This window comes from Flavonifractor sp. An100 (assembly GCF_002161175.1).
Lineage (GTDB): Bacteria > Bacillota > Clostridia > Oscillospirales > Oscillospiraceae > Lawsonibacter.
This window is the reverse complement of the sequence record NZ_NFMA01000002.1, coordinates 127771-150926: the sequence shown is the minus strand read 5'-3', so window position 1 is coordinate 150926 and position 23156 is coordinate 127771. Positions and strand designations below refer to the sequence as shown.

Genomic DNA, 23156 nt, shown 5'->3' with positions numbered 1-23156 from the left:
GGACGATCATGACCATTGATGCACAGGGCCGCCGTCTTTTGCGGCACATCACCCCCATTCAGCGGGCTGCTTTCTTGTCCGCATTTCTCACCGGCTACCTCACCCATCTCTACGCCTTTACCAACCTGATTCCCAACTCCGACGGCCTCAGCCGGGTCTATGACACCCAGCAGATGACCATATCGGGGCGATGGTTTCTCCATTATGCCTCCTCCCTCAATGACTTCACCCAGATGCCGGCCGTCATCGGATTGTTATCCATCCTGTTCCTCAGTCTGGCTGCCGCCCTCACGGTGGATCTGCTGGTGTTCCGCAGCCGGACCCTGGCCATGATCGCCGGGGCTGTGATGGCCGCCTTTCCCTGTCTGGGATACACCTTTCTTTATATGTTCACTGCCTCGGCCTACTGTCTGGCTATTTTCCTGGCGGTCTTATCCGTGTGGCTGGCCAAGCGCAGCCAGGTGGGCTGGCTACTCGGGGTGATCGCTATGGCCTTGGCCATGGGCACCTATCAGGCCTATGCCGCTGTGGCCATCTCCCTGTCCCTGTTGGTGGTTCTACGCCAGACCCTAGATCGCCGAGCCACCTTCTCCGGCACCCTCCATCTGGGTTTGCGGTTGGTCACCTTTCTAGTTGCGGGTGCGGTCCTCTATTATGTGGTCCTTTTGATTTTCCTGCGGGTAAAAAATCTGGAGCTTCTCTCCTACCTGGGAATGGACCAGGCCAGCTCCGGCTACCCCTTCTCCCGCCTGCCCTCCCTGCTTCTGGACACCTATAAGCAGGCCATTGCCTTCTTTTTTCTACCCGGCTCTGCCAACGGCTTTGCCAGTCTCTTTCTGGTGGTGGTGGACCTGGCCGCTCTCCTTCTGGGGGGCTTCTGCCTGGTTGCCTGTCTCATCCGCCGTCAGTTATTCCGTCAGCTTTGGCGACCCATCGGCGCTGTAGCTATGCTGCTTCTCCTTCCCCTTGGCATCAACTTTATGCAGATGCTCAGCCCCTACTCCCAGCCCACTCCTCTGATGAAATACGCCTTTGTGGCGGTCTACCTGGCCGTTCTCATGTTCATTGGTATGGCGGACGGCATTCTCCATCTCCCCCTGCGCAAATGCTTGGCCCCCACCGCCGCCCTTTGGGCGGCCGCCCTGCTGCTGTTCTGTGTGAATACCAACAATCTGCTTTATACCGCCTCTGACCAGGCCCACCGGGCCACTGAGAGCTACGTCACCCGCCTGCTGGGCCGGGTGGAGAGCTGCTCCGGCTATCAGGAGGGCATGGAAGTGGCAATTGTCGGTGCTCTGCCCACCGACCAGATCTACTCCCAGATTCCCAGCTATGTGCAGGTGGACCATTACAGTGTCCCCTTAAATTCCGTTCTTCCTTTGAACAAACACATCTATTACTACCTCAACCACTGGCTCAACGTCCCTATGGAGGAGCCCAGTGAGGAAACCATGCTGGCCATCTCGGCTTCCCCGGAATTTCAAGCTATGCCCCTTTATCCCTCTGATGGAAGTGTCACCATTTTAGACGGCCGGGTAGTGGTCAAGCTCCAGGAGGAATACACCCCCAAATCCGATTACGAAATCGCCTACGAGAACAGGAGATAACCCATGTCAGAACACCAAAAACAGGGGCGCCTGTCCGTGGTGCTCCCCTCCTTCAACGAGGAGGCTTCCATTCCCCGGGCAGCCCAGTGCATTACCACTCTGCTCAACCAGGACGCCATCGACCATGAACTGATCTTTGTAGATGATGGTTCCCGGGACGGCACCTGGGCTGTCATTCAGGCTCAGACTGCCCAATATCCCCAGGTCCGTGGTGTGCGGTTTTCCCGGAATTTTGGGAAGGAGGCCGCCATCTTTGCCGGCTTAGCACAGGCCAACGGCGACTGTGTGGTAGTCATGGATTGTGATCTACAGCACCCACCGGAAAAAGTCCTGGAAATGTACCGTCTGTGGCAAAAGGGCTACCAGGTCGTAGAAGGAATCAAGGTCAGTCGTGGCAAGGAAAATCCCTTGTATACCTTTGCGGCCCGTAGCTTCTACGCTATCCTTAGCCGCGCTACTGGCATTGATATGTCCCGGGCCTCCGACTTTAAACTCCTGGACCGGCGGGCAGTGGATACCCTGCTGGCCATGCGGGAGAAAAATGCCTTTTTCCGCGCCCTGTCCTCTTGGATCGGTTTCTCCACCGCCCAGGTAGAGTTTGAGGTTCAGCCCCGGCTGGAGGGGGAATCCAAGTGGTCCGTGGGCAAGCTGGTACGATACGCTTTGACCAATATTGCTGCCTTTTCTACCGCACCTCTACAGCTGATTACCCTGTTGGGCGTAGTTGTTTTTATTTGCTCTGTGGTGTTGGGGCTCCACTCCCTGTGGCAAAAGCTCGCCGGCCACGCTCTGGAAGGTTTTACCACGGTAATTCTGTTGCAACTGGTAATTGGCAGTATCCTGATGATCTGTCTGGGCATCATCGGTTACTACATTGCCAAAATCTATGAAGAGATCAAGGACCGGCCCCGCTACATTGTGGCCGACCGATGTGAGGGCTCCTCCCATGATACAAAAACTGAAGCAGATCTTTGACCCCACCTTTTTCCGCTTTATCCTGGTGGGGATTGTCAACACCCTGGTGGGCTACGGTATTATGTTTGGCCTATATAACCTGGCCGGACTGCATACCTGGGGAACTTGGGGCTACTGGTTGTCTACCCTGGCCAATTATACCGTGGCCAGCCTGGTCAGTTTTTTTCTCAACAAGCACTTTACCTTTCGTAGTAAGGAGAAAGGCATACAGGTTGTCCTGCGCTTTGCCCTTAACATTGCCGCCTGTATGCTGTTGGCCTACAGCATTGCCCAGAGGGCAGTGGAACAGCTCCTGGCCGGTACGGCACTCTCCCCACAGCTTCAGGGGAATATCGCCATGCTGGTGGGATCAGGCCTGTTCGTGATTCTTAATTATTTGGGCCAGCGATTTTTTGCCTTTCGTTCAAAATGATCCATCTCTATTGAAATAAAAAAGGACGGGAAATTTTCCCGCCCTTTTTTATTTCAAAATGCTCAGTGTTTTTGCTCCTTTTTCCGTACTATATATGACCGGTTAATACACAGCAGCAGAAGGTGACCTGTTTGAATGATATAAAAACAATCCTCTTAGAGAAGCAGAAGTCATAATCTGATCGTACACTACCATAGCACATTACAAATAGAAGCGTCGCAGGCAATCTGAATTATGAATTCCGACTGCTGCGGCGCTTTTTCCTGTCTGTACGCATCCTTGTGAATGGGAAAAATAAAAGTGGTGCATCTGTGAGGTTGCACCACTTTTTGAAAGCATAGGTTTTCGCGTGAGAAAAGTAACATCCACCTAAAATCAGAAAATGTAGCTACTATTTGTCTCCTCAAAATATTGGTGCAATTTCAATCGTTCACGGTGCTTTTCTAACTAGCATATTAGAGAAAAAACGAGGAACACCCCTGATAAATCAGGGGTGTTCCTCAGACCACCTTGTTCTCCAAGGTGACCACAAAGTATGGTCCGAGTGACTGGATTCGAACCAGCGGCCTCTTGAACCCCATTCAAGCGCGATACCAAACTTCGCCACACCCGGAAACCCGCTGTCGTTTTTTGTTCGTCCCGAACAGCTTGTACATAATATCATACCAGGAAGAAAAAAGCAATACCTTTTTCAAGATTTTTTAAATTTATTTTTCTTCTCCTGCGTACGCCTGTGCCCGACGACCGGAAGCTCCTGGTAGATTCATTTCTTCCCGATATTTTGCCACCGTGCGTCTAGAAATAGGGCAGTTCTGCTGCGCCATCAGCTCACTTAACTTTTGGTCCGAAAGTGGGTGCCGCTTGTCTTCCTTCTCAATCAGGCTACGCAACATCATACGGGCTGCTGTCCCCCCTACTACAGTTTCCCCATGTTCCGATGTAGCTGAACGAGAAAAGAAATAATTCAGAGGATAAACGCCCTGGGAGCACTGCAAATATTTTTCACGGACCGTCCGACTGATCGTTGACTCATGTACCCCCAGAGCTTCAGCCACATCCGCCATCCGAAGCGGTTGTAGTGCACTTGGTCCCACTTGGAAAAAATCTATTTGACGCTGCAAAATTTCTTTGGCACAGCGCTGTAGGGTTGTCTCTCTTTGTCCAATGGCCCATAATATGTTTTCTGCCTGTTTCAGTTTTGCGGAAAGATATTCCTTGACTTCTCGATCCTCAGAATTGGCCAGCAGGTCACAGTAATAACGGCTCAGTTGAAAAAACGGGCGTTCCCCCTTCCTCGTTCGGATTTCCAACGCACCGTCTTCCTCCACAACAAATATATCCGGCACAATATATGGAACTTGCTCTGGCTTTTGAAACAGGGATCCTGGCCTGGGATCCAATTCCCGAATAATCCGTTCAGCCGCCTGCACCTGTTCTGGTTGAAGTCCCAGTTTATTTGCGATCGCTCGGTAATGATGCTTCGCCAGTTCCTCCAGATGATTTTGTACAATCTGTAGCGCTGGTCCGTACTCTCCAATCCGCTCCAATTGTAATGCCAGACACTGAGATAAGCTGGACGCCCCCACTCCTGCCGGCTCTAAGGTTCTCAAAACCTCCAAGCCCTTCTCTAGCCGCCGGACGGATATCCCTAAATTCTGCGATAGCTCCTCCAGAGGGATTCGGAAGTATCCATTATCGTCTAAACAGGCCGCTAAATACCGAACCGTCTGAGCATCCTCCTCCCTCAGCTCCAGTTGGTGAATCTGCCGGGACAGAAACCGAAACAGCGATTCTTCCAGTCCTCCCTCTGTACCAATCCTGGCCAGAGGATCTAACTCATCGGCATCAAAATTCTGATAGAACCGATTTTGACGGTCGTTCTCATTGAGCCAACGCAGTTTATCCAACAAATCATCATCCCGCACTGTCTCCTGAGAAGAGAAGTCCTCCTCAGGCTCCACCATGGGGTTGTTTAGCGCCAATTCCCGCACATACGCCTCCAACTCCAGCGTGCTCATCTGCAGCAATTCGACCCCTTGCAGCTGCTGCTGGCTAAGCTGCTGTACCTGCGACTGAATCAGCTTCATCTCGGTCCCTCCCCCATCCTTGAATGAGAAAAGTGTATCGCACCCCTGTAAAAAAGTCAAGCTGACCCATTTTTCCTCTCCACCGTTCCGAAATTCGTGAGAAAAAATACAAATACCGTCTGGTCAAGCGATATGCCCTATGGTATAATAGCCGCTGTATCAGTTATACCACAGGGAGGGATCTTTACTAATTTTCCCATCTTGTCAGGATGGAACACGCTCTAGAACTGCTACGAACAGACTCGAGGCATCGCGTTAAGTGTCAGCGGTTGGGAAGTTGCCGTTGAACGAAAAGCACCGCTCAATTTGTGCTTGCGGTGGTGTCTCGCTCCCGCTGTCGTCAGAGGGCATTCCTTTGCGACAAACGGACAATTTATCGCAAAGGAGTAATGTATGATGACGCAAGGACTTTATTCTGCCCAGACGTATCTGACCCCCTTTTCCTCCCGGTATTGGAGAGATGCCGGTCGCAGTGCCAGTACCCTGAAGCTGGTCGTTTTTGCTGCGCTGATGATCGCCATGACCAGAGCTCTCTCCCTGATTCCCAGCATTCCCATTGCTCACACTCACTTATCCTTTGGTTTTCTAGCTCGATCTCTGTGCGCCTTGGTGTGCGGTCCTATCCTGGGCCTAATTTTTGGTTTTTCGGAAGATATTCTTGGCTTTATTCTTCAACCCTCCGGTGATTTTTTCCCCGGCTACACCATTTCCACCATGGCCGGCGTACTGGTTTATGCTCTATGTTTCTACCGAGCCAAAATTACGGTTTGGCGCCTGGTTCTGGCAAATCTTTTGGTCAACGTCTTGGTCAACGCCTTTATGGGATCTTTCTGGACCATGATGACCCGGCAAGGCGGCTACTGGGGTTGGTTCACCGTCAGTCTTTGGAAAAACTTAATCACCATTGTCCCCAAAGCTCTCTTACTGTACATCTTCTTTCAGGCATTGTTACCCATCCTACAGCAAATGCATCTGATTCCCAATCAACTGGATTCTCATCGTCGAATTACTTGGTTTTAAGTATCGCGTCCTCCCGGCTGAGACCTGTGTCCCAGCCGGGATTTTTCCCGCTCTAAAAACTTTTCCTTGCCAAGAACTGCTTTTTCGTGTATAATACGTTTCGCACCTGCCGGTGTGATGGAATTGGTAGACGTAGTGGACTCAAAATCCACCGCTGGCGACAGCGTACCGGTTCGAGTCCGGTCACCGGCACCACGTCGGAGCAAGCTTTATATCGCTTGCTCCGACTTTTTTACAAAAGTCAGAGCGCGCTCATGCCGCTGCTCCTCCTTTCCAAATCACAACCGCTAACGCTGGGTTGTGATTTGGTTTTGGGTGCGAACCTGGAAGCCACGGTATCTATACTGTTGGGGGTTCTGATATGTACACATTGAAAAAAGCCTACCTGGAAATTACGAATATCTGTAATTTAAGCTGCTCCTTCTGCCCTGGCACAAAAAGGCCCACGGGCAGCCTTTCTCCAGATGGCTTTTCTACTTTGGCTCAGCGCATTCGCCCCCACACTCAATACCTATACCTCCATTTGATGGGTGAACCTCTACTCCATCCCCAGCTGGAACAAATTTTACAAATTGCCCACGATCTGGACTTTCGGGTCATTCTCACCACTAATGGAACGCTGCTCCCCAAACGGAGTGCTCTTCTGTGCCAAAGTCCTGCTGTTTGGAAGGTAAGCATCTCTCTTCACTCCTTTGAGGGCAATTCCTTTTCTCCTGATTCCTCTTGCTATTTTGATCATTGCCTGGCCTTTGCCCAACAGCTTTCTCAATGTGGAAAACGGTGCGTTCTCCGTCTTTGGAATTTGGATGGTCCGGATTCTCCCGGTTCAAATACTCAGAACAAGGCCATTGTAGACCGGATTGCCCAGTCCTTTCCCCCTCCCTGGAAAACCGATTGGCAGGGCACCACAATTGCTCCCCAAGTATATTTGGAGTGGGGGGAACGCTTTCAATGGCCCGATCTCTCCCTTTCCCAACAGGAGGAACAGGGATTCTGCCGTGGACTGCGAGACCAGGTGGGTATATTATGGGACGGAACTGTGGTCCCCTGCTGCTTAGATCATGAGGGAGATATTCCCCTGGGGAATCTATATCATCAAAGTCTGGAAGAAATTTTGGAAAGTCCCCGAGCCAAAGCCCTTTATGATGGATTCTCCCAGCGCCGTGCAGTAGAACCTCTCTGCCGCCGATGTGGGTATCGGCAGCGCTTTTCCCGTTGAAAAAGCCGGAGCAAAGATGCTCCGGCTTTTTACTATCCCCAGCCTCCAGTAAATATCGGGGGCTTTTTCCCTTCACTTTTGGCTTTTTTCCAGTCCCGGACAACAAATACCTCATACAACCGGCTGAGCAGTCCCCATGTTCTCCAGTCCATCACACCGCTCTCCTCCAGGCCACCTGCCCGCTGTAGCCAACGAACATTGTCCGCCGAATCAACTCCATGGATTCCATCTGCGGCGGCGGAGGTAATTCCATTTAAATGCCGCTCTAACAGCTGGAACATAGTCTGAGGCAGCACCATGTACTCCGCTGTCTCACCTGGAACCACCCGGCTCCCCTCCCCTGGAAAGCCTCGCAAGGCCCTGGGTTCTTCCATCCGTTCCTCCAGCTTCAGCCAATACTCTCGAATGGCCTCCCATGTTTCCCGGTTTACCACCCCTGTAACTGGCGGGTGCAGTTCTCTCTGAAACAGCATAACTGCCTCCAAGGTCTTCTCCCCAAAAATTCCATCTGCTGCCAGTTGAGGCAGAAACGGATATTCTTTGGCCAGACGGCCCAGCATATATTGCAGACTGCGCACCGGCTGGGCCAAAAACTCCTGTTCTATCTGCTTTCGTCTCATACCTCTACTCCCTCCCGACGGTCGGACTGCCCCAATTTTACTTCATAGCCAGGGTATTGCCCCATTCGGACGGTATTCTCATACCCATTGCCTCCGGACCGGACCTCCATAACCGCAGCTGGCACTGCTTGGGCGGCAGTACGTGGAAATTGCTCCATATCCCGCTGGAGGTACTGTTCTGCCATCACAAAATTGCGGTACAGGGAGTTCCAGGTATCCTCTCCTACAATCCCATCCACTACCAGGCCAGTAACTCCCTGGTAATTGCGCACTGCCCGGGCGGTGCTGGGACCGAATACTCCGTCGATGCCCACTGGGGAAAGAGCGCTGTCAAACTCTTCCAGCAGCGCCAGCATGTACTGTAGCACCTTAACCTCGTCTCCACGATCGCCCTCCCGCAGCACTCCCGGATATTGGAACTGCACCGCATAAAAGGTCTGTCCCTGGCTGACCAGTTCAGACAGCTGCGTCACACCCACGTATAAATAAACCAGCTTATACCAAGTGGCTTTTCCCACAATTCCGTCCGGTGTCAGATTAAAAATGCTCTGGAATTTCTTGACTGCGGCCTCCGTTTCTTCATTAAAAGAACCGATAGCCGGGTTGATTTTAGGTATGGCAGGATAATTCTGCGAAATCCGATTCAGCATTGCCTGTAGAATGACCACATCTTCCCCTACAGATCCTAAGCGAAGCGGGGTCCCGGGATAGGAGCTCTGTAAGTCCTGAATGGGGGCATCCAGTACAAGCTCAATGTCGTTACCGTAATACCGACGCAGAATCTCCATGGAATTGAGTCCGTCCTGGGCCAGCTCCTGGCTGCCCCATTGGGACAGTCCATCACATGTGGTGGTGGTACCATTACAGAATTTGGCGCTCAATGGCTCTACAAAGCCCTGACGCCGGATGTAGTCCGTGAAAATCTCGTCCACTACCTGGCTGATGTTTTCAAAAATATCCCGTCCCCGGATAAATTTCTGGTCATAGGCTGTAGTAGAGGTAATCTGAAAGTCGTAGCCCCGACTGGGATAAAATTCCGTGTACACCCGGTTGAGCGCAAAGGAAATAATGGCCAGCACATTGGCCCGGATGGCTGCCGGTTCCCAGGTGGGATAGATCTCACTTGACGCTACATTCTTTACATAATCTGGAAAACTTACCGTAACATTCTCCGCCCACTGGTCCGGCAGTCCCATATGGACGGTGATGGTTTTGGGTATATATGGGATTACTTGTACCATGGCTCACCTCACAAATTCTGAATGGCAATTTGTCGCAGATCTCTACGCTGTAGGCTGGTCTGTCCTTCTGCCAGCGGCGCCAGCTCCATGTCCTGCATCGTTTCAATGCCGGGAAAAATCTGCACTCCTTCCACTTCCAGCATCCCATAGCCCGGATGCTCTGCCCACACATTACAAAGTGCAAATGGGGCCCCCATATTCTCGCCAGCTGGCGACTCACTTTCCCAGAGAGCCGGTGTTTCAATGCGCACCGGCTTGATCCGTCCACTGCTGTCTGTAACCTGTACGCTGAGCAGGTCCAGCTTTCCCTGGCCTCCATCCTGGGTCACCACCACAGTGGCTCCCTCTATGGGCAGCTCCGCCCGGGATGTGTAAACCCGGACCGTGAGCGTTCCCGAATATTCCATGTATAGCGCCTCCTATTTAGCGGACACTGCCCGCCTGTTTTCCCCATTCTATGTGCCCCAATACAAAGCGGTTCGTCTCCACAGACAAAAACCGCCTGCCGGGTGTACCGGCAGGCGGTTTTTCATTTATAAAGTGTTCTCTTAGCTCCAGCTCTCGTCGTGCTCGGAGCGCTTGGCTCGGGTCATAAGGTCAATCACCACGCCGTGGACATCCCGTCCCTCATAGAGCACCTCATAGGCAGCCTGGGCAATGGGCATCTCCACCCCCGCCTTCTGGGCCAGGGTCCGGGCATTGGCGGCGGCGTAGTAGCCCTCCACCACCGCGCCGATCTCCTTTACTGCCTCCTCCACCGGCTTACCCTGTCCGATGAGAATGCCGCAGCGGCGGTTACGGGAGTGCATGGAACAACAGGTAACGATCAAATCTCCTACGCCCGCAAGGCCTGTAAAGCTCTCTTTCCTGCCTCCTAAGGCGACCCCCAGACGGGCCATCTCGGCCAGACCCCGGGTCATGAGCAGGGCCTTGGTATTGTCTCCGCAACCCATACCATCGCAACAGCCAGCACACAGGGCAATGATATTTTTCAGGGCAGCACAGATCTCTGTCCCGATTTTGTCATCGCTGGTATAGACCCGAAAGCGCTTGTTCATAAACAGGTCCTGGACCTTCTGTGCCACCTCCAGGTCGTCGGCGGCCGCCACGACGCCAGTGGGAATATGCCGCCCCACCTCCTCAGCGTGAGAGGGGCCTGAGAGGACCACCACGGGACACTTGTCTCCAATCTCTTCCTCAATGACCTGACTCAGACGCAGGGAGCTGTCCTTCTCAATGCCCTTGGACACAGAGACCAAAATGGTCCCGGGGTCCAGAAGGTCCTTCATCTGAGCGGCGGTGGAGCGCACGGCAAAGGAAGGAGTAGCCAGCACTACAAGGCCGCAGCCCTTTACGGCCGCCAGGTCCGTAGTGAACTTCATCTCCTCCGGCAGGGGCACGCCTTTCAGCATAGGATTCTCATGGGTCTCTCTTAAAATCTTGGACTCCGCCTCGTGATAGGACCACAGGGTAACATCATTCCCGTTTTCAAGCAGCAGCAGCGCCAGAGCCGTTCCCCAGCCGCCGCTTCCCACTACCGTGATCTTCATGGTTTGGGCCTCCTTGTTGTTTGTTGTTCTGTGTCTGGATGGGTGGGTTTCTGGCCCGCCCATTCTGCCTTCTTAGGATCAATGCTTTTTATGTAGGGTAAATTTATTTTCCGTGCCCGTGAGTAGACGATGGATATTGCCCCGGTGCATATACAAAATGAGCAGGCCAATAAAAGCTCCCAGGCCGGTGATGACGGGGTCCCGGTAGACAAACCAGGTAATAAAGGGGAAGGAGGCTCCAGCCCAGCAGGAGCCCAGAGAGACATACCGGGTGAGGACAGCCAGAATGAGGAAGCCGCCCCACACGACCAGGGCCACCCGCCAGTCGATCATGATGGCGATGGCCCCGCCAGAGAGGATGCCCTTGCCCCCCTTAAAGCCAAACATACAGGGGAACATGTGGCCCAACAGGCACCACAGGCCGGCCCAGTATTTTCCCAGAGTAATCATCATGGCATCATCCAAAATCATATACTTGGCCGCCAGGATCCCCACCCACACGGCCACCACCGCTTTCAGCACATCGCAGAGGATGACCACCAAGGTGAGGGGGCCGCCGAAGGTGCGGAAAAAGTTAGTAAGGCCAGCGTTTCCGCTGCCGTGGGTACGCACATCGTCTCGAAGGATATATTTTGAAACGATGACCGCCCCATTGAAGCAGCCGCAAAAATAGGCTACAGCCGCCACCAGTAGGGCAGGAAGCAGAGCATATTGCAGTGCCGCTCCCAGAACCGCCGAATAATCGGGACTTACACCTGCGGGTACATTGGTGGGATCCATTCTTTACCCCTCCTTGTCGCCCTTCTGCCGGATGGTCATGCGCACGGGAGTGCCCTCCAGGCCGAAGGTACTGCGGATTTGATTTTCCAGGTACCGCTGATAGGAAAAATGGAACAGCCGGGCATCGTTGCAAAAACAGACGAAATGGGGGGGACGGATGCCCGTTTGGGTCATATAGTAGATCTTCAGCCGCCGACCCTTGTCGGTGGGGGGCTGGACCCGGGCGGTGGCATCGGCTAACACCGAGTTGAGCATGCCGGTGGAGATTCGGGTGGCCGCCTGGTTGTTGACATAATTGATGAGATCAAAGAGCCGGTCCACCCGCTGGCCCGTGAGGGCAGAGATGAAGACGATGGGGGCGTAGGTCATATAGCTTAAGTCCCGCATCACGTCCTGGCGCATCTTGTCCATGGTCTTGCCGTCCTTCTCGATGGCGTCCCACTTGTTGACCACGATGATACAGGCCTTTCCCGCCTCATGGGCCAGGCCGGCCACCTTAGTGTCCTGCTCGGTGACCCCATCCCGGGCATCGATCATAATGAGGCACACGTCCGCCCGCTCGATGGCCATGGTGGAGCGCAGGACGGAGAACTTTTCGATCCGGTCATCCACCTTGGACTTTTTCCGCATGCCGGCGGTGTCGATAAACCAGTATTTGCCCTTCTCGTTTTCAAAGTAGCTGTCCACCGCGTCCCGGGTGGTTCCGGCCACATCGGAGACGATCACCCGCTCCTGGCCCAAAATCCGGTTGACCAGGGAGGACTTGCCCACGTTTGGCTTGCCAATGATGGCCACCTTGATGGTGTCGTCCTCCTCCTCTTCCTCCTCCTCGGGGGGGAAGTATTCAAAGCAGGCGTCCAGCAGGTCCCCGGTGCCGTGGCCGTGGACGGCGGAGACTGCGATGGGATCGCCCAGACCCAGGTTATAAAATTCATATACGTCCGGGTTCTCCCGGCCTACCTGGTCGGCCTTGTTCACCGCCAGCACCACCGGCTTCCCCGAGCGCAAAAGCATATTGGCTACCTCCTGGTCGGCCGCGGTCATCCCCGTCTTCACATCGCAGACAAAGACGATGACCGTAGCAGTGGAAATAGCGATCTCCGCCTGCTCCCGCATAAAGGACAGGATCTGGTCGTCCGTCCCCGGCTCAATACCCCCGGTGTCCACTAGGTCGAAGACCCGGTTTCTCCACTCACACTGGGCGTACAGCCGGTCCCGGGTCACGCCTGGTGTGTCCTCCACAATGGACAGCCGTTGGCCCACCAGCTTATTAAACAGCATGGACTTGCCCACATTGGGCCGGCCCACGATGGCAACTAATGGTTTCATCCAATCACTCCTAATTTCTTCCGTTCTCCTGCCCGCTGTCAGCCCCGGACACCGGGGTTATAGCGGTAATACTCATCCTCAGGCAAGTTGGGCTTTGACGGGGGCGGAGCCGTCACCAGGCCGCACATGGCGTCCAGTAGCTCATAGCCGTCCTGGGCCACCGGGATCACCGGCACGCCTAATTTCTCTTCCACCTCGTCCAAGGTCACATCATCCAAAAAAACCCGCTCTCCGGAGCGGAGCATATTAGCCGGGATGAGCAGTCGCTCCCCCAGCTTCTGCCCTCGAAGCTGCTCCATCAGATCTTTGCCGGTGACCAGCCCAGCCACCGTAATGGTCTCCCCAAAAAAGTGGTTCACAATGGGGTATACCTTCCCCTCTATTTTACCACATTTTCCCTGGACCATGTCAACCAATTCCCCCAGAAAGGGGGCGGCTGACACCCCTGTGGCAATGGAAAAGGGAGCGATGCCTTCCAGCTCCTCCGGCTCGGCCAGCGTTAAGGCCCGGGAAAACTCGCTTCTCAACAGGCGGAGCATGCCCACTCCGTTGTCAAGCTGGGTAAACTCCTCAAAATATTCCTCCTCCGGCAGTTCCCGCCCGGCCAGAAGATAAAATTCATCGGAGCACCACACCAGACGGGTTCCCTTCTCCTCCCAGTGAGCTTGGGCAAAGGCCTCCACCTGATCTACCAGAGCGGCAGCCTGTTCCTTGGTGTACGGCTGGAGGGGGTAGAGCCCCTGGCGATATTTGGTCACGCCCACCGGGACCACCGAAATGCTGTTCACTGCCGGAAACATCCCTGCCAGGTCCCGGAGAGTCTTGTCCAAAGCCGAACCGTCATTGATGCCGGGGCAGGAGACGATTTGGCAGTTCATAGTGATATGGTTTTGGGCAAAGCGCTCCATAATAGCAATGCCCTCCCCCGCTCTGGGGTTTTTCAACATTTCACCCCGCAGCTTCGGGTCGGTGGTATGGACGGAGACATTGATGGGAGAGATCCGCAGGTCGATGATCCGCTGCACCTCCCGGGGGGATAGGTTGGTGAGGGTCAGGTAATTGCCCATCAAAAAGGACAGGCGGGCATCGTCATCCTTAAAATAGAGGCTCTTCCGCATACCGGGAGGCATCTGGTCCACGAAGCAGAAAATACAGTTGTTGGCACAGGAGCGGGCCCGGTCCATGAGATAGGTCTCAAACTCCAGTCCCAGGTCCTCCCCTTCGGATTTCCGCACCCGCAGGGTACGCACCGTTCCATCCGACTGCCGCAGCTTCAGCTCCAGACGGGGATCGTAGCTATAAAACTTGTAATCCAGCACATCCACAATGGGGTGGCCGTTGATCTCCGCCAACGTCTCCCCCGGCCGCACCCCTGCCCGGTGGGCGGGACTGCGTGGGTCCACCGCTTTGATGACCGTCATGCTCATGGAACATCCCGCCTTTCCGTATGTCAGATTGCCGTATTCGCTCCATTTTACAATAGGTTTCTCTATATTGCAAGGGCAACTGCCCCTTCCTCCCTGATTTCCCGCGGATATCAGCAAATTCTCCTTATTCGAAGAAAAAAGCTTTCTGCATGTTCATGCAAAAAGCCTGTTTTCCCCTTTTCAATTGTTCCCTGCCTATCCTCCTAATGTCACATCCTGCTTCTGGTACCACTCCAGAGCCTGCCAAAAGTCCTCCTTTTGAAAATCGGGCCATAGCCGGTCCACCACATAAAAGTCGGCGTACACCGCCTGCACAGGCAAGAAACCGGACAGCCGCCGCATGCCGCCCCAACGGATCACCAGATCTACCCGTGAAATGTCTCTGGATTGCAGCTGCCGGCAGATGGCAGGACGGCTGCTTCCAGGACACTCCAGTCCAGCCAAGTCCCACTCCCAACCGTAGTTGACCAAAAAATTGACCCGCATGCCCCCTCCGTTAAAGTCTTGCCGGGTGGTATAGGGCAGCAGCCGAGAAGGAAATACTCGGGCTTTGGTATTGCCCACCACCAGCAGGGACACCGGTTCGGCCGCAATCAGTTCCACTGCCTCCACACAGGCCCGGGAAAAAGCCTCCACCTGTTCGGCGGGCCGCCCGCAGTTGTCGGTGGTAAAGCCGTAATAGGTCAGCTCCTCCACCCCCGCCTGCCGGGCCAGACGCAGCACCTCCAGCCCGGGGGCCAACCCGTGGGCATAGCCCTCCTTTTTCTCCAGTCCCGCTTCCTTGGCCCAGCGCCGGTTTCCGTCGGGGATCACTCCGATATGCTTGGGTATGCGCATATCCTCACCTCTTTCCAGATTTTAGTATAGCCCCCTCCCTTTCCCCCTATTCTCATCCTCCCTCCCCCTTTTTCTCTTTTATAAAAGGATACACCCCTTTGCTTTTTTCCTGGAATATGGTATGCTTACTGGTACACGGCAAGGTGCCGGTTCAAACAAGAGAGGCGTGATTGGTTTTATGGCACACAGCACGAAGCGGGATTCCTGGGGCTCCAAATGGGGCTTTATCCTGGCCTGCATTGGCTCCGCTGTGGGAATGGGCAACATCTGGCTCTTCCCCGCCCGCATTTCCAAATATGGAGGGGCTACCTTTCTCATCCCCTACCTGATCTTTGTGTTCATCATCGGCTCCACTGGGGTGATCGGGGAAATGGCCTTTGGCCGGGCTACCCGCTCCGGCCCCATTGATGCCTTCGGTGCGGCCACCCAGATGCACTTTGGCACCCAGCGGCCCGGACGCCTGCTGGGTCTCATCCCGGTGTTGGGCTCCCTAGCTATGGCTATTGGCTACTCGGTGGTCACCGGCTGGATTTTTAAGTATACCGCCCTGTCCTTCACCGGCTCCCTGTCCGGTCTGTCGGATCTGGATGCCTTCAATTCCCTTTTTGGAGCCACCGCCACCAGCAACACCCTGTGGCAGCTGCTTGCTATGGCGGCCACCATCGCCATCATGATCTTCGGAATCGGCCGGGGAATCGAGAAGGCCAATAAAGTAATGACCCCTCTGTTCTACCTCCTCTTCATTGGTCTGGCTGTATATCTGGTTACGGTCCCTGGTTCCGCCGCCGGTTACCAGTACATCTTTGTGCTCAAGCCCGAGGGACTGTTGGACCCCATGGTCTGGGTCTACGCCCTGGGACAGGCCTTCTTTTCCCTGTCCATCGCAGGCAACGGCACCCTGATCTACGGCTCCTACCTGAGCAAGGATTCGGACATTCCCGCTGACGCCAAAATGGTGGCTATTTTCGATACCTGTGCCGCCCTATTGGCCGCTCTGGTCATCATTCCCGCTATGGCGGTGGCCGGGCAGCAGTTGAACAACAGCGGCCCGGGCCTAATGTTCATTTTCCTCCCCAATGTGCTGAAGGACATCCCCGGAGGGGACGTCATCCTGGCCATTTTCTTCTTGGCCGTTGTCTTTGCCGCCCTAACCTCCCTCATCAACCTCTATGAGGCCCCTACTGCCACCCTTCAGGAGCTGTTCCACCTCAAGCGCCCGGCGGCGGTAGCCGTGATTGGGGTCGTGGGCATTGGTGTGGGGCTGGTCATCGCCCCCATTGTCTCTCAGTGGATGGATGTGTGCTCCATCTACATCTGCCCCCTGGGTGCTCTGCTGGCCGGCATCATGTTCTTCTGGGTATGCGGCAAGGACTATGTACTGGAACAGGTCAACCTGGCCAGAAGTAAGCCTCTGGGTTCCTGGTTCTATCCTATGGCTAAGTACCTGTTCTGCGGCGTGACTCTGGCCGTACTGATTCTGGGTGCTGTGGTAGACGGCGGAATCGGCTGATTTCAATTATGATCAATGCAAATGAGGATTAGAGGTATTACCGATGGAAAAGCTATATGAGGAAAACCCATATCTGACTACATTCTCCGCCCAGGTGGAGTCCTGCACCCCCAGCAAAAAGGGCTTTGATATCCTGCTGGACCAGACCGCCTTCTACCCCGAGGGAGGCGGACAACCCTACGACCTGGGCACCCTGGGCGGTGTCCGGGTGCTGGAGGTCCACGAGCGGGATGGGCGGGTGGTCCACACCTGCGACGCTCCCCTGACCCCCGGCACCTGTGTAGAGGGGGCCATTGACTGGGAGCGGCGCTTCGACCTGATGCAGCACCACTCCGGGGAGCACATCGTCTCCGGTCTGGCCCACGCCGCCTTCGGCTGCGACAATGTGGGCTTCCATATGGGGGCGGACGTGATCACCATCGACCTGAACGTGGTGCTGGACGAGGACCAGCTGCGCTGGCTGGAGGGACAGGCCAACCGCTATATCTGGGAGGACCACCCCATCTCCATCACCTTCCCCTCCCCGCAGGAGTTGGAGGTACTGGAGTACCGCAGCAAAAAGGCCCTGTCCGGCCGGGTACGCATTGTATCCTTCCCCGGAGCCGACACCTGCGCCTGCTGCGGCACCCACGTCTCCTCCTCGGGTCAGGTGGGACTGGTAAAGCTGCTATCGGTGCAGAAGTTCCGGGAGGGCGTGCGCATTGAACTGGTGTGCGGTGGCCGGGCGATGAACTACATCAACCATGTGATGGACCAAAATCACCAGGTCTCCACCCTCCTCTCCGCCAAGGTCTTTGAGACGGGAACAGCCGTACAGCGGCTGCTGGAGGAGAACACCGCCCTGAAATCCCGGGTCCTCACCATGGAGGAACGGCATTTTGCTGCCCTGGCCCAGGAACATGCCGGTGAGCAGGATGTGGTTCTCTTTGAGGAGGGTCTTTCCCCTGACAGTCTGCGCCGTCTGTGTGATGCCCTGCTTCAGACCTGCTCCGGCCGGTGCGCCTGTTTCTCCGGCTCAGAGGAGAGCGGATACAAATATGCCATGGGCGAACGTGGAGGTGATCTGCGGGCCTTTACCAAGACCATGAACCAGGCCCTCCAGGGCCGAGGCGGCGGAAAGCCGGACTTTGTACAGGGCTCGCTCCAGGCCTCTCAAGAGGAAATCTGCACCTTTCTTCTTAATCAAAACGGTTCACGGGGAAACGAGGGCTTGACATGAGTATGAAATCATACTATACTGGCTCTCGCAGCAAGTATGAAATCAGACTGTGGGGTGTGGCACCATGATCCCTGTCCAATCTCAGCTGCTGCGGGAGTATAACCGTCTGTTCAAGGAAATGGACGATCTCTACCACGAACTGGCCCGCCGTGCGGGCCTGTCCGACAGTGCCTTTGACATTCTCTACACCCTGTGTATGACAGGAGACGGCTGCCTACAAAAAGATATCTGCAACTTTTCCTTTATCAGTAAGCAGACCATTAACTCCTCCATCCGGAAGCTGGAGCGAGAGGGGCTGATCCGTCTGACCTCTGGAAAGGGGCGGGACACCCACATATTCCTCACTGACGAGGGGAAGCGGGTGGTTCGGGATAAAATTGCTCCGGTGGCCCAGATGGAGCAACAGGCCTTTTCCCAAATTCCTCTGGAACAGCAGCAGGAGCTGTTTCGCCTGACTCAGGCGTATGTCTTTGGCTTTCGGGACTTGGTAGAAGATAACCCTTGACAGCAGCGTGTCCCTGGATCTCAGATCATCAGGAAACCGCGTTCGGTTCTCTCCCAAAGAGAGACCGGGCGCGGTTTTTTGCCCTGGAAGGAGCGTTACCATGAAGATTCAACTTTCCGACCACTTCACCGTGGGGCGGCTGCTTCGATTTGTGTTTCCCTCCATCCTTATGATGATTTTTACCTCCATCTACGGGGTGGTAGACGGACTGTTTGTATCCAATTTTGTGGGTAAGACCTCCTTTGCCGCTGTCAACCTCATCATGCCCGTTCTCATGGGACTGGGCGCTCTGGGCTTTATGATCGGCACAGGCGGCAGTGCCCTGGTGGCCGTCACCCTGGGCTGGGGAAAGCGGGAGCGGGCCAATGCCCTATTTTCCATGCTCATCTATGTGACCATTGTCGCCGGCGTGCTGTTTACCGTGGTGGGTCTCATCTGGCTGCGCCCCATTGCCGCCGCACTGGGCGCTTCGGGCTCCATGCTGGAGGACTGCGTGCTGTATGGACGGATCATTCTAGTCGCTCAGACCTTGTACATGCTGCAAAATGTGTTTCAGAGCTTTTTTGTCACTGCGGAAAAGCCCCATTTGGGTCTGGCCGTCACCGTAGCGGCCGGAGTGACCAATATGGTACTGGACTTTCTTTTTGTGGCGATTCTCCCCTGGGGATTGGCCGGAGCAGCCATTGCCACCGCATTCAGTCAGGCGGTGGGCGGAATGGTCCCTCTGCTCTACTTCTCCCATCCCCGTAATTCCAGCCTGCTCCGCCTGACCCGGGCCAAGCTGGACCTCCGTGCTCTTTGGAAAACCTGTTCCAATGGCTCCTCGGAACTGATGACCAACCTCTCCCTGTCCCTGGTAAACATCCTTTACAATTTCCAGCTGCTGCGCATGGTGGGAGAGGATGGGGTAGCCGCCTACGGAGTCATTATGTATGTGAACTTTATCTTTATCTCCATTTTTCTTGGATATTCCATCGGTAGCGCTCCCATCATCGGCTATCATTACGGGGCTGCTCATCACCAGGAGCTAAAGGGACTTTTCCGCAAAAGTCTCACACTGGTGGGCGGCGGCGGCATTCTGCTTACCGGGATCGCTTTGGCTCTAGCCACCCCCCTGGCCACCATCTTTGTGGGCTACGACGTCCAATTACTGGACCTCACTGCCCGGGGACTGCGCCTGTACTCCATCTCCTTCCTGTTCGTAGGCTTTAACATTTTTGCCTCTGCCTTCTTTACCGCACTCAATGATGGGCTGGTCTCCGCCCTGATCTCTTTCCTGCGTACCCTGCTCTTTCAAACCGCAGCGGTTCTTCTCCTCCCCGCCGTGCTGGGTGTGGATGGAATCTGGCTGGCCATTGTGGCCGCCGAGGTGACTGCCTTGATGGTATCCCTTTGTTTTCTGGTGGGAAAGCGCGGCAAATATCATTATGTCTGATTAGAGCTAAATTTTTACCATTCCATTTGAAATCCATTGGGAGAGTAAGGTTTTCTTTCCATGTAAACCGCTGGTTAGCAGATTCAAAACCAGGGATGGGTGGACGTTCTTTCCCATCTGTGTTACCATCTCTCCATCAGGAGGTGGTCTTTCATGACGACAGGCCAGCGCATTGCGGCCAAACGAAAGGAACGGGAGCTCTCGCAGGAGCGGCTGGGAGAATTATTGGGGGTCTCCCGGCAGTCCATCTATAAATGGGAGAGCGACGCCTCTCTGCCGGAAATTGACAAGCTGGTGGCCATGGCCCGGCTTTTTCAAGTAAATGTAGGTTGGCTGTTGGGCGTGGAGAAGGACTCCTCTAACGCAGATGGCGAGACGTTCACGGAAGCACAGCGCCGGCTGGTGGAAGAAATTTTACGGCGCTATCAGCAAGAAAATCCCTTCTCTCTGACCCAGGAGCAGGTGGAGCAGTTGGTGGAAGAAAAACTCCATCAAAAGCCCTCGTCCCCCTGGGAGAGATGGCCGGTACCCATCCTCTTTGTGCTGTGCGGCATCATCGTCGCCTCGGTCTTTACTCTCAACGGTAAAATAGACCGGTCCCAGCAGCAATATGACAGCCTGTCCAATTCCATTGATAACATCACCTACTCGGTGGACAGTCAGATCGATTCCCTCACCGGACGGGTGGAGGATATCCTCAAGGCCCAAAACAGTCTCCTGGCCGACTACTCCACCCAAATTGCCGGAAGTGATCTGCGGGCCAACACCGTCACCTTTCACCTCCGGGCAGTCCCCAAGACCTATTTCCAGGGCACGGAGGTTATGTTTCTGGTGGAAAGCACCGGGGAAACCGTCCAAACGGTGGAGTCCCAGGGAGAGGTCCATGACCAAACCCTGACTGCCGAGGTCACCTGTCCTCTCACCGACTCCATTACCATCTCCATCGTTTTCCTCCGTGATGGAGTGCGGGAGACTCAAATCTTGGATCAATACCAGGACCTATACACTGATTCCTTTCCCACGGCCTTTCTGAGTTGTGTGGAAACCGTTTTTCCCGGCAAACAGAAGGATGAGCCCGGGTTATTGCAGCTCCCGGAAACCACCGCCATTTTGGCCCACTCTAACCCCTATGTGCCTGCCACAAACGCCGACCTGGAGCAGTCCCAATGGGAAAGCAGGAAAGTGGGGCTTTTCCGCAACCACAAGCTGGTGTGCTGGCTGGAGCCTACCGACCAAATCCCCAGCAGCTTGAAATCCCTCCCGGACACGCCGGCCGACTACTTCGTTCTCCCTGCCACCCAATTGGAGGTGGAGGAGGGGGATCAGATTGACTTTGCCGCCCTGCTCACCGACCAATATGGCCGCTCCTATATAGCTCAGGATGCCCCTGGCTATATCGTGAGAAATGGAGCGTTGGAGTATCCTGAGGACAAGGTTCTCTCCAGCGATCCGGCGGACTGGGAATTTTAATTGTACGGCTTGCCCGGCTGAAACCGTTGACAGCGGCCCGCCCCATCAGGGGTGGACCGCTGTTTCCATTTCCTGTTCCAAAAGCTCCACATTGCCTCGCAGTCGCTCATTTCCCGGCTCCAGAGCCAGGGCCTTCCGTGCCTCCTCCAGGGCCTGCTGCCTTCGCCCCGTGTGGTAAAAGGCGATGCACCGTAGGTCGTGGGGCAGGCTGCCCCACGGGGCAGCTTCGCAAATATAGGTCCGGGGACGATGGGTGATAGAAAGGGCCCGCCCAGTCATATACAGTACCCCATCCCACTCCTCTTGCTCATAAAGCAACTCAGCTAAGTCCATCCATGGCTCCCGCAGATAGGGAGCCTCCGCGATAGCCCTTAGATACCAGTCTTGTGCCTGCTGCTGGTTCCCTTTCCCCAAATACGCCTTGGCAATGTACCGCATGGAGGCCGCTCGTTCGTCCTTCCACGTGGATTTTGGCATGGAAAGATGCCGCTTCAGAGTAGCGATACAGTCGTCCCATCGTTCTCGGAACATATACTCCCGCCCCAGATAATGGACATTCCGGTCATCCTCCGGGTCCTCCGCTACCGACAACTCCAGCAACGCCAGATATTGCCCCCTGGATTTGGTGGGATCTGGATGGTGATCCAGCTGCACTCCGTCCGCCACCACCGTGGGACCCGGGCGCCCCTCTCCTACCCAAGCAAGCACTTCATGGACCGGATGGACCCACCGATAGCCCCATCTGGCATGGATTTTTTCATACCAGAACACAACTCCCTCTGATCCATCGGGATTGAAAGACCAGGTATAACGATATGTGGCCTGACCTGCCCCTTCTTCCCATACCTGCTCTAACTCCTTCCGCCAACCCGGATGAAACACCTCATCCAAATCTGTGCAAACACAGATCTCCGCATCCTCAGGCACTAGCTCCAGAGAGCGGTTCCGGGCCGTATCAAAGCGCCAGGGTGTAATGACTTCTACTGTTACACTGGCCCCCCGCTGACGCAGCTTTTCCACTGTTGCATCGGTGGAGCCTGTGTCCAATACGACTACCTGGTCTGCCTCGGACATGGAATCCATCCACCGGTCTACAAACTGCTCTTCATTTTTGCAAATCCCATACACAACTACACGCAATGCCCCATACCCCTTTCCCTTACGCATCCATTAAACAAAAAGGAGAGAGTGAATTTCACCCCCTCCTCGTACGTTTTCCTGCTCAGGACCCGCTGGGAATATCCCCCAAACGATAGGCCGTTAGAGCAACTGCACTATATAAATAGTTTCCTCCGCTCCCCTCAACCTCTAATGTTGAAGGTGCATTTGTAACTTGCACTGGCACTGAAAACGCTAAATTTGCCGTATCCGAACTGTTATTAAAGGTATGCAGTACCGATCCCCCTGGTACTGTGGAGCCGTCCTGCATTAAGTTCAAGGTAATACTCAGTGGGAATTCAGAACCTGCTCCAGGAGCCACATTCCCATGGAATGCAATCGTATACACACCTGGTGTCTGTAACGTTACTGTGCCGCTCCCCGCCGTATGGGAAACATCACTGCCATAGGACAGTCCATTCTTATCAAACAGCACAGGGTCGCCAGAAGCCCCAGGCTGAGGCGGGGTAGAATAGGCCGAAAGCAAAGATACGGGGGCACTGCTGCCCGTTGCCCCTCTGGGAATCGTAAAATCAAACACCGCATTTTGACTGGTGCCTGAGTTAGTCACCTCAGCATTGGTGCCCGGATCACCTGTAGTTACAGTACCAACCGCCAAAGTAGCCGGGGTACCTGCTTCGCCTGTATCCCCAGCAGGGCCAGTAGGTCCCGTGGGGCCAGTGGGGCCGGTGGGGCCAGTGGGACCGGTGGCTCCCGCTGCGCCGGTGGCTCCTGTGGGGCCAGTGGGACCGGTG

The 23156-nt window shown here is 54.9% G+C and carries 21 protein-coding genes, 2 tRNA genes and 1 riboswitch; of the genes, 10 read left to right on the top strand and 13 right to left on the bottom strand.

Annotated features, from left to right (window positions below; translation table 11 throughout):
- Positions 1-8 precede the first annotated feature (8 nt).
- Genes B5E43_RS02015 through B5E43_RS02005 form a run of 3 tightly spaced genes read left to right on the top strand, consistent with a single transcriptional unit; the run spans position 9 to position 2994 of the window.
- Positions 9-1607, top strand: coding sequence for a glucosyltransferase domain-containing protein (locus B5E43_RS02015; protein WP_087393130.1), 1599 nt, complete (start codon positions 9-11; stop codon positions 1605-1607).
- Positions 1608-1610: 3 nt separating this feature from the next.
- A complete protein-coding gene (locus tag B5E43_RS02010) occupies positions 1611-2582 on the top strand; it encodes a glycosyltransferase family 2 protein (protein WP_087393128.1) in 972 nt (323 codons plus the stop codon).
- Positions 2554-2994: a GtrA family protein gene (locus B5E43_RS02005; protein WP_087393126.1), complete on the top strand. Its 441-nt coding sequence runs from the start codon at positions 2554-2556 to the stop codon at positions 2992-2994. The genes B5E43_RS02010 and B5E43_RS02005 overlap by 29 nt, the downstream gene beginning before the upstream one ends.
- Before the next feature lie 536 nt (positions 2995-3530).
- On the opposite strand, the gene B5E43_RS02000 is transcribed toward B5E43_RS02005, so the two are convergent.
- Both B5E43_RS02000 and rpoN read right to left on the bottom strand, forming a co-directional pair.
- A tRNA-Pro gene (locus B5E43_RS02000) sits at positions 3531-3607 on the bottom strand.
- A 94-nt stretch (positions 3608-3701) separates the two neighbouring features.
- The gene (gene rpoN / locus B5E43_RS01995; protein WP_087393124.1) at positions 3702-5081 is read right to left on the bottom strand and encodes an RNA polymerase factor sigma-54; all 1380 of its coding nucleotides are present in this window, start codon (positions 5079-5081) and stop codon (positions 3702-3704) included.
- 235 nt (positions 5082-5316) lie between these two features.
- Positions 5317-5420, top strand: a riboswitch (THF riboswitch).
- A gap of 57 nt (positions 5421-5477) precedes the next feature.
- Here rpoN and B5E43_RS01990 point away from each other — a divergent pair.
- Together B5E43_RS01990 and B5E43_RS01985 are read left to right on the top strand one after the other, a co-directional pair.
- Positions 5478-6101 (top strand): folate family ECF transporter S component, encoded by a 624-nt coding sequence (locus B5E43_RS01990; protein WP_158098938.1) that lies wholly within the window; start codon positions 5478-5480, stop codon positions 6099-6101.
- A 108-nt stretch (positions 6102-6209) separates the two neighbouring features.
- Positions 6210-6296, top strand: a tRNA-Leu gene (locus B5E43_RS01985).
- A gap of 370 nt (positions 6297-6666) precedes the next feature.
- Here B5E43_RS01985 and B5E43_RS15410 read toward each other — a convergent pair.
- From B5E43_RS15410 to B5E43_RS01940, 9 genes are all read right to left on the bottom strand, one after another.
- The gene (locus tag B5E43_RS15410) at positions 6667-6870 is read right to left on the bottom strand and encodes a hypothetical protein (RefSeq protein ID WP_242964669.1); all 204 of its coding nucleotides are present in this window, start codon (positions 6868-6870) and stop codon (positions 6667-6669) included.
- Between the two features lie 482 nt (positions 6871-7352).
- Entirely contained in the window at positions 7353-7940 is a 588-nt protein-coding gene (locus tag B5E43_RS01975) for a peptidoglycan-binding protein (RefSeq protein WP_087393118.1), read from the bottom strand.
- A complete protein-coding gene (locus B5E43_RS01970; protein WP_087393116.1) occupies positions 7937-9181 on the bottom strand; it encodes a peptidoglycan-binding protein in 1245 nt (414 codons plus the stop codon). The genes B5E43_RS01975 and B5E43_RS01970 overlap by 4 nt, the downstream gene beginning before the upstream one ends.
- An 8-nt stretch (positions 9182-9189) precedes the next feature.
- Positions 9190-9588: a spore cortex-lytic protein gene (locus B5E43_RS01965; RefSeq protein WP_087393115.1), complete on the bottom strand. Its 399-nt coding sequence runs from the start codon at positions 9586-9588 to the stop codon at positions 9190-9192.
- Between the two features lie 141 nt (positions 9589-9729).
- Positions 9730-10731, bottom strand: a complete 1002-nt coding sequence (locus B5E43_RS01960) for an NAD(P)H-dependent glycerol-3-phosphate dehydrogenase (protein WP_087393112.1) — start codon at positions 10729-10731, stop codon at positions 9730-9732.
- Between the two features lie 78 nt (positions 10732-10809).
- Entirely contained in the window at positions 10810-11511 is a 702-nt protein-coding gene (locus B5E43_RS01955; protein ID WP_087393110.1) for a glycerol-3-phosphate acyltransferase, read from the bottom strand.
- 3 nt (positions 11512-11514) lie between these two features.
- Positions 11515-12840 (bottom strand): ribosome biogenesis GTPase Der, encoded by a 1326-nt coding sequence (gene der, locus B5E43_RS01950; RefSeq protein WP_087393108.1) that lies wholly within the window; start codon positions 12838-12840, stop codon positions 11515-11517.
- A gap of 38 nt (positions 12841-12878) precedes the next feature.
- Positions 12879-14267 (bottom strand): DUF512 domain-containing protein, encoded by a 1389-nt coding sequence (locus B5E43_RS01945; protein WP_087393106.1) that lies wholly within the window; start codon positions 14265-14267, stop codon positions 12879-12881.
- 195 nt (positions 14268-14462) lie between these two features.
- Positions 14463-15104, bottom strand: coding sequence for an undecaprenyl diphosphate synthase family protein (locus B5E43_RS01940; protein ID WP_087393104.1), 642 nt, complete (start codon positions 15102-15104; stop codon positions 14463-14465).
- A gap of 178 nt (positions 15105-15282) precedes the next feature.
- On the opposite strand from B5E43_RS01940, the gene B5E43_RS01935 reads away from it, so the two are divergent.
- From B5E43_RS01935 to B5E43_RS01915, 5 genes are all read left to right on the top strand, one after another.
- A complete protein-coding gene (locus B5E43_RS01935) occupies positions 15283-16614 on the top strand; it encodes a sodium-dependent transporter (RefSeq protein ID WP_087393102.1) in 1332 nt (443 codons plus the stop codon).
- Positions 16615-16657: 43 nt separating this feature from the next.
- Positions 16658-17833: an alanyl-tRNA editing protein gene (locus tag B5E43_RS01930; protein ID WP_087393100.1), complete on the top strand. Its 1176-nt coding sequence runs from the start codon at positions 16658-16660 to the stop codon at positions 17831-17833.
- 64 nt (positions 17834-17897) lie between these two features.
- Positions 17898-18338 (top strand): MarR family winged helix-turn-helix transcriptional regulator, encoded by a 441-nt coding sequence (locus tag B5E43_RS01925; protein WP_087393098.1) that lies wholly within the window; start codon positions 17898-17900, stop codon positions 18336-18338.
- Positions 18339-18438: 100 nt separating this feature from the next.
- Positions 18439-19773, top strand: coding sequence for an MATE family efflux transporter (locus B5E43_RS01920; protein ID WP_087393096.1), 1335 nt, complete (start codon positions 18439-18441; stop codon positions 19771-19773).
- 153 nt (positions 19774-19926) lie between these two features.
- Positions 19927-21243: a helix-turn-helix transcriptional regulator gene (locus B5E43_RS01915; RefSeq protein WP_087393094.1), complete on the top strand. Its 1317-nt coding sequence runs from the start codon at positions 19927-19929 to the stop codon at positions 21241-21243.
- A gap of 45 nt (positions 21244-21288) precedes the next feature.
- Here the strand turns inward: B5E43_RS01915 and B5E43_RS01910 are convergent, their stop codons facing one another.
- Positions 21289-22383 (bottom strand): glycosyltransferase, encoded by a 1095-nt coding sequence (locus tag B5E43_RS01910; protein ID WP_242964668.1) that lies wholly within the window; start codon positions 22381-22383, stop codon positions 21289-21291.
- A gap of 82 nt (positions 22384-22465) precedes the next feature.
- Positions 22466-23020, bottom strand: coding sequence for a hypothetical protein (locus tag B5E43_RS15295; protein WP_242964667.1), 555 nt, complete (start codon positions 23018-23020; stop codon positions 22466-22468).
- Positions 23021-23156: the final 136 nt, after the last annotated feature.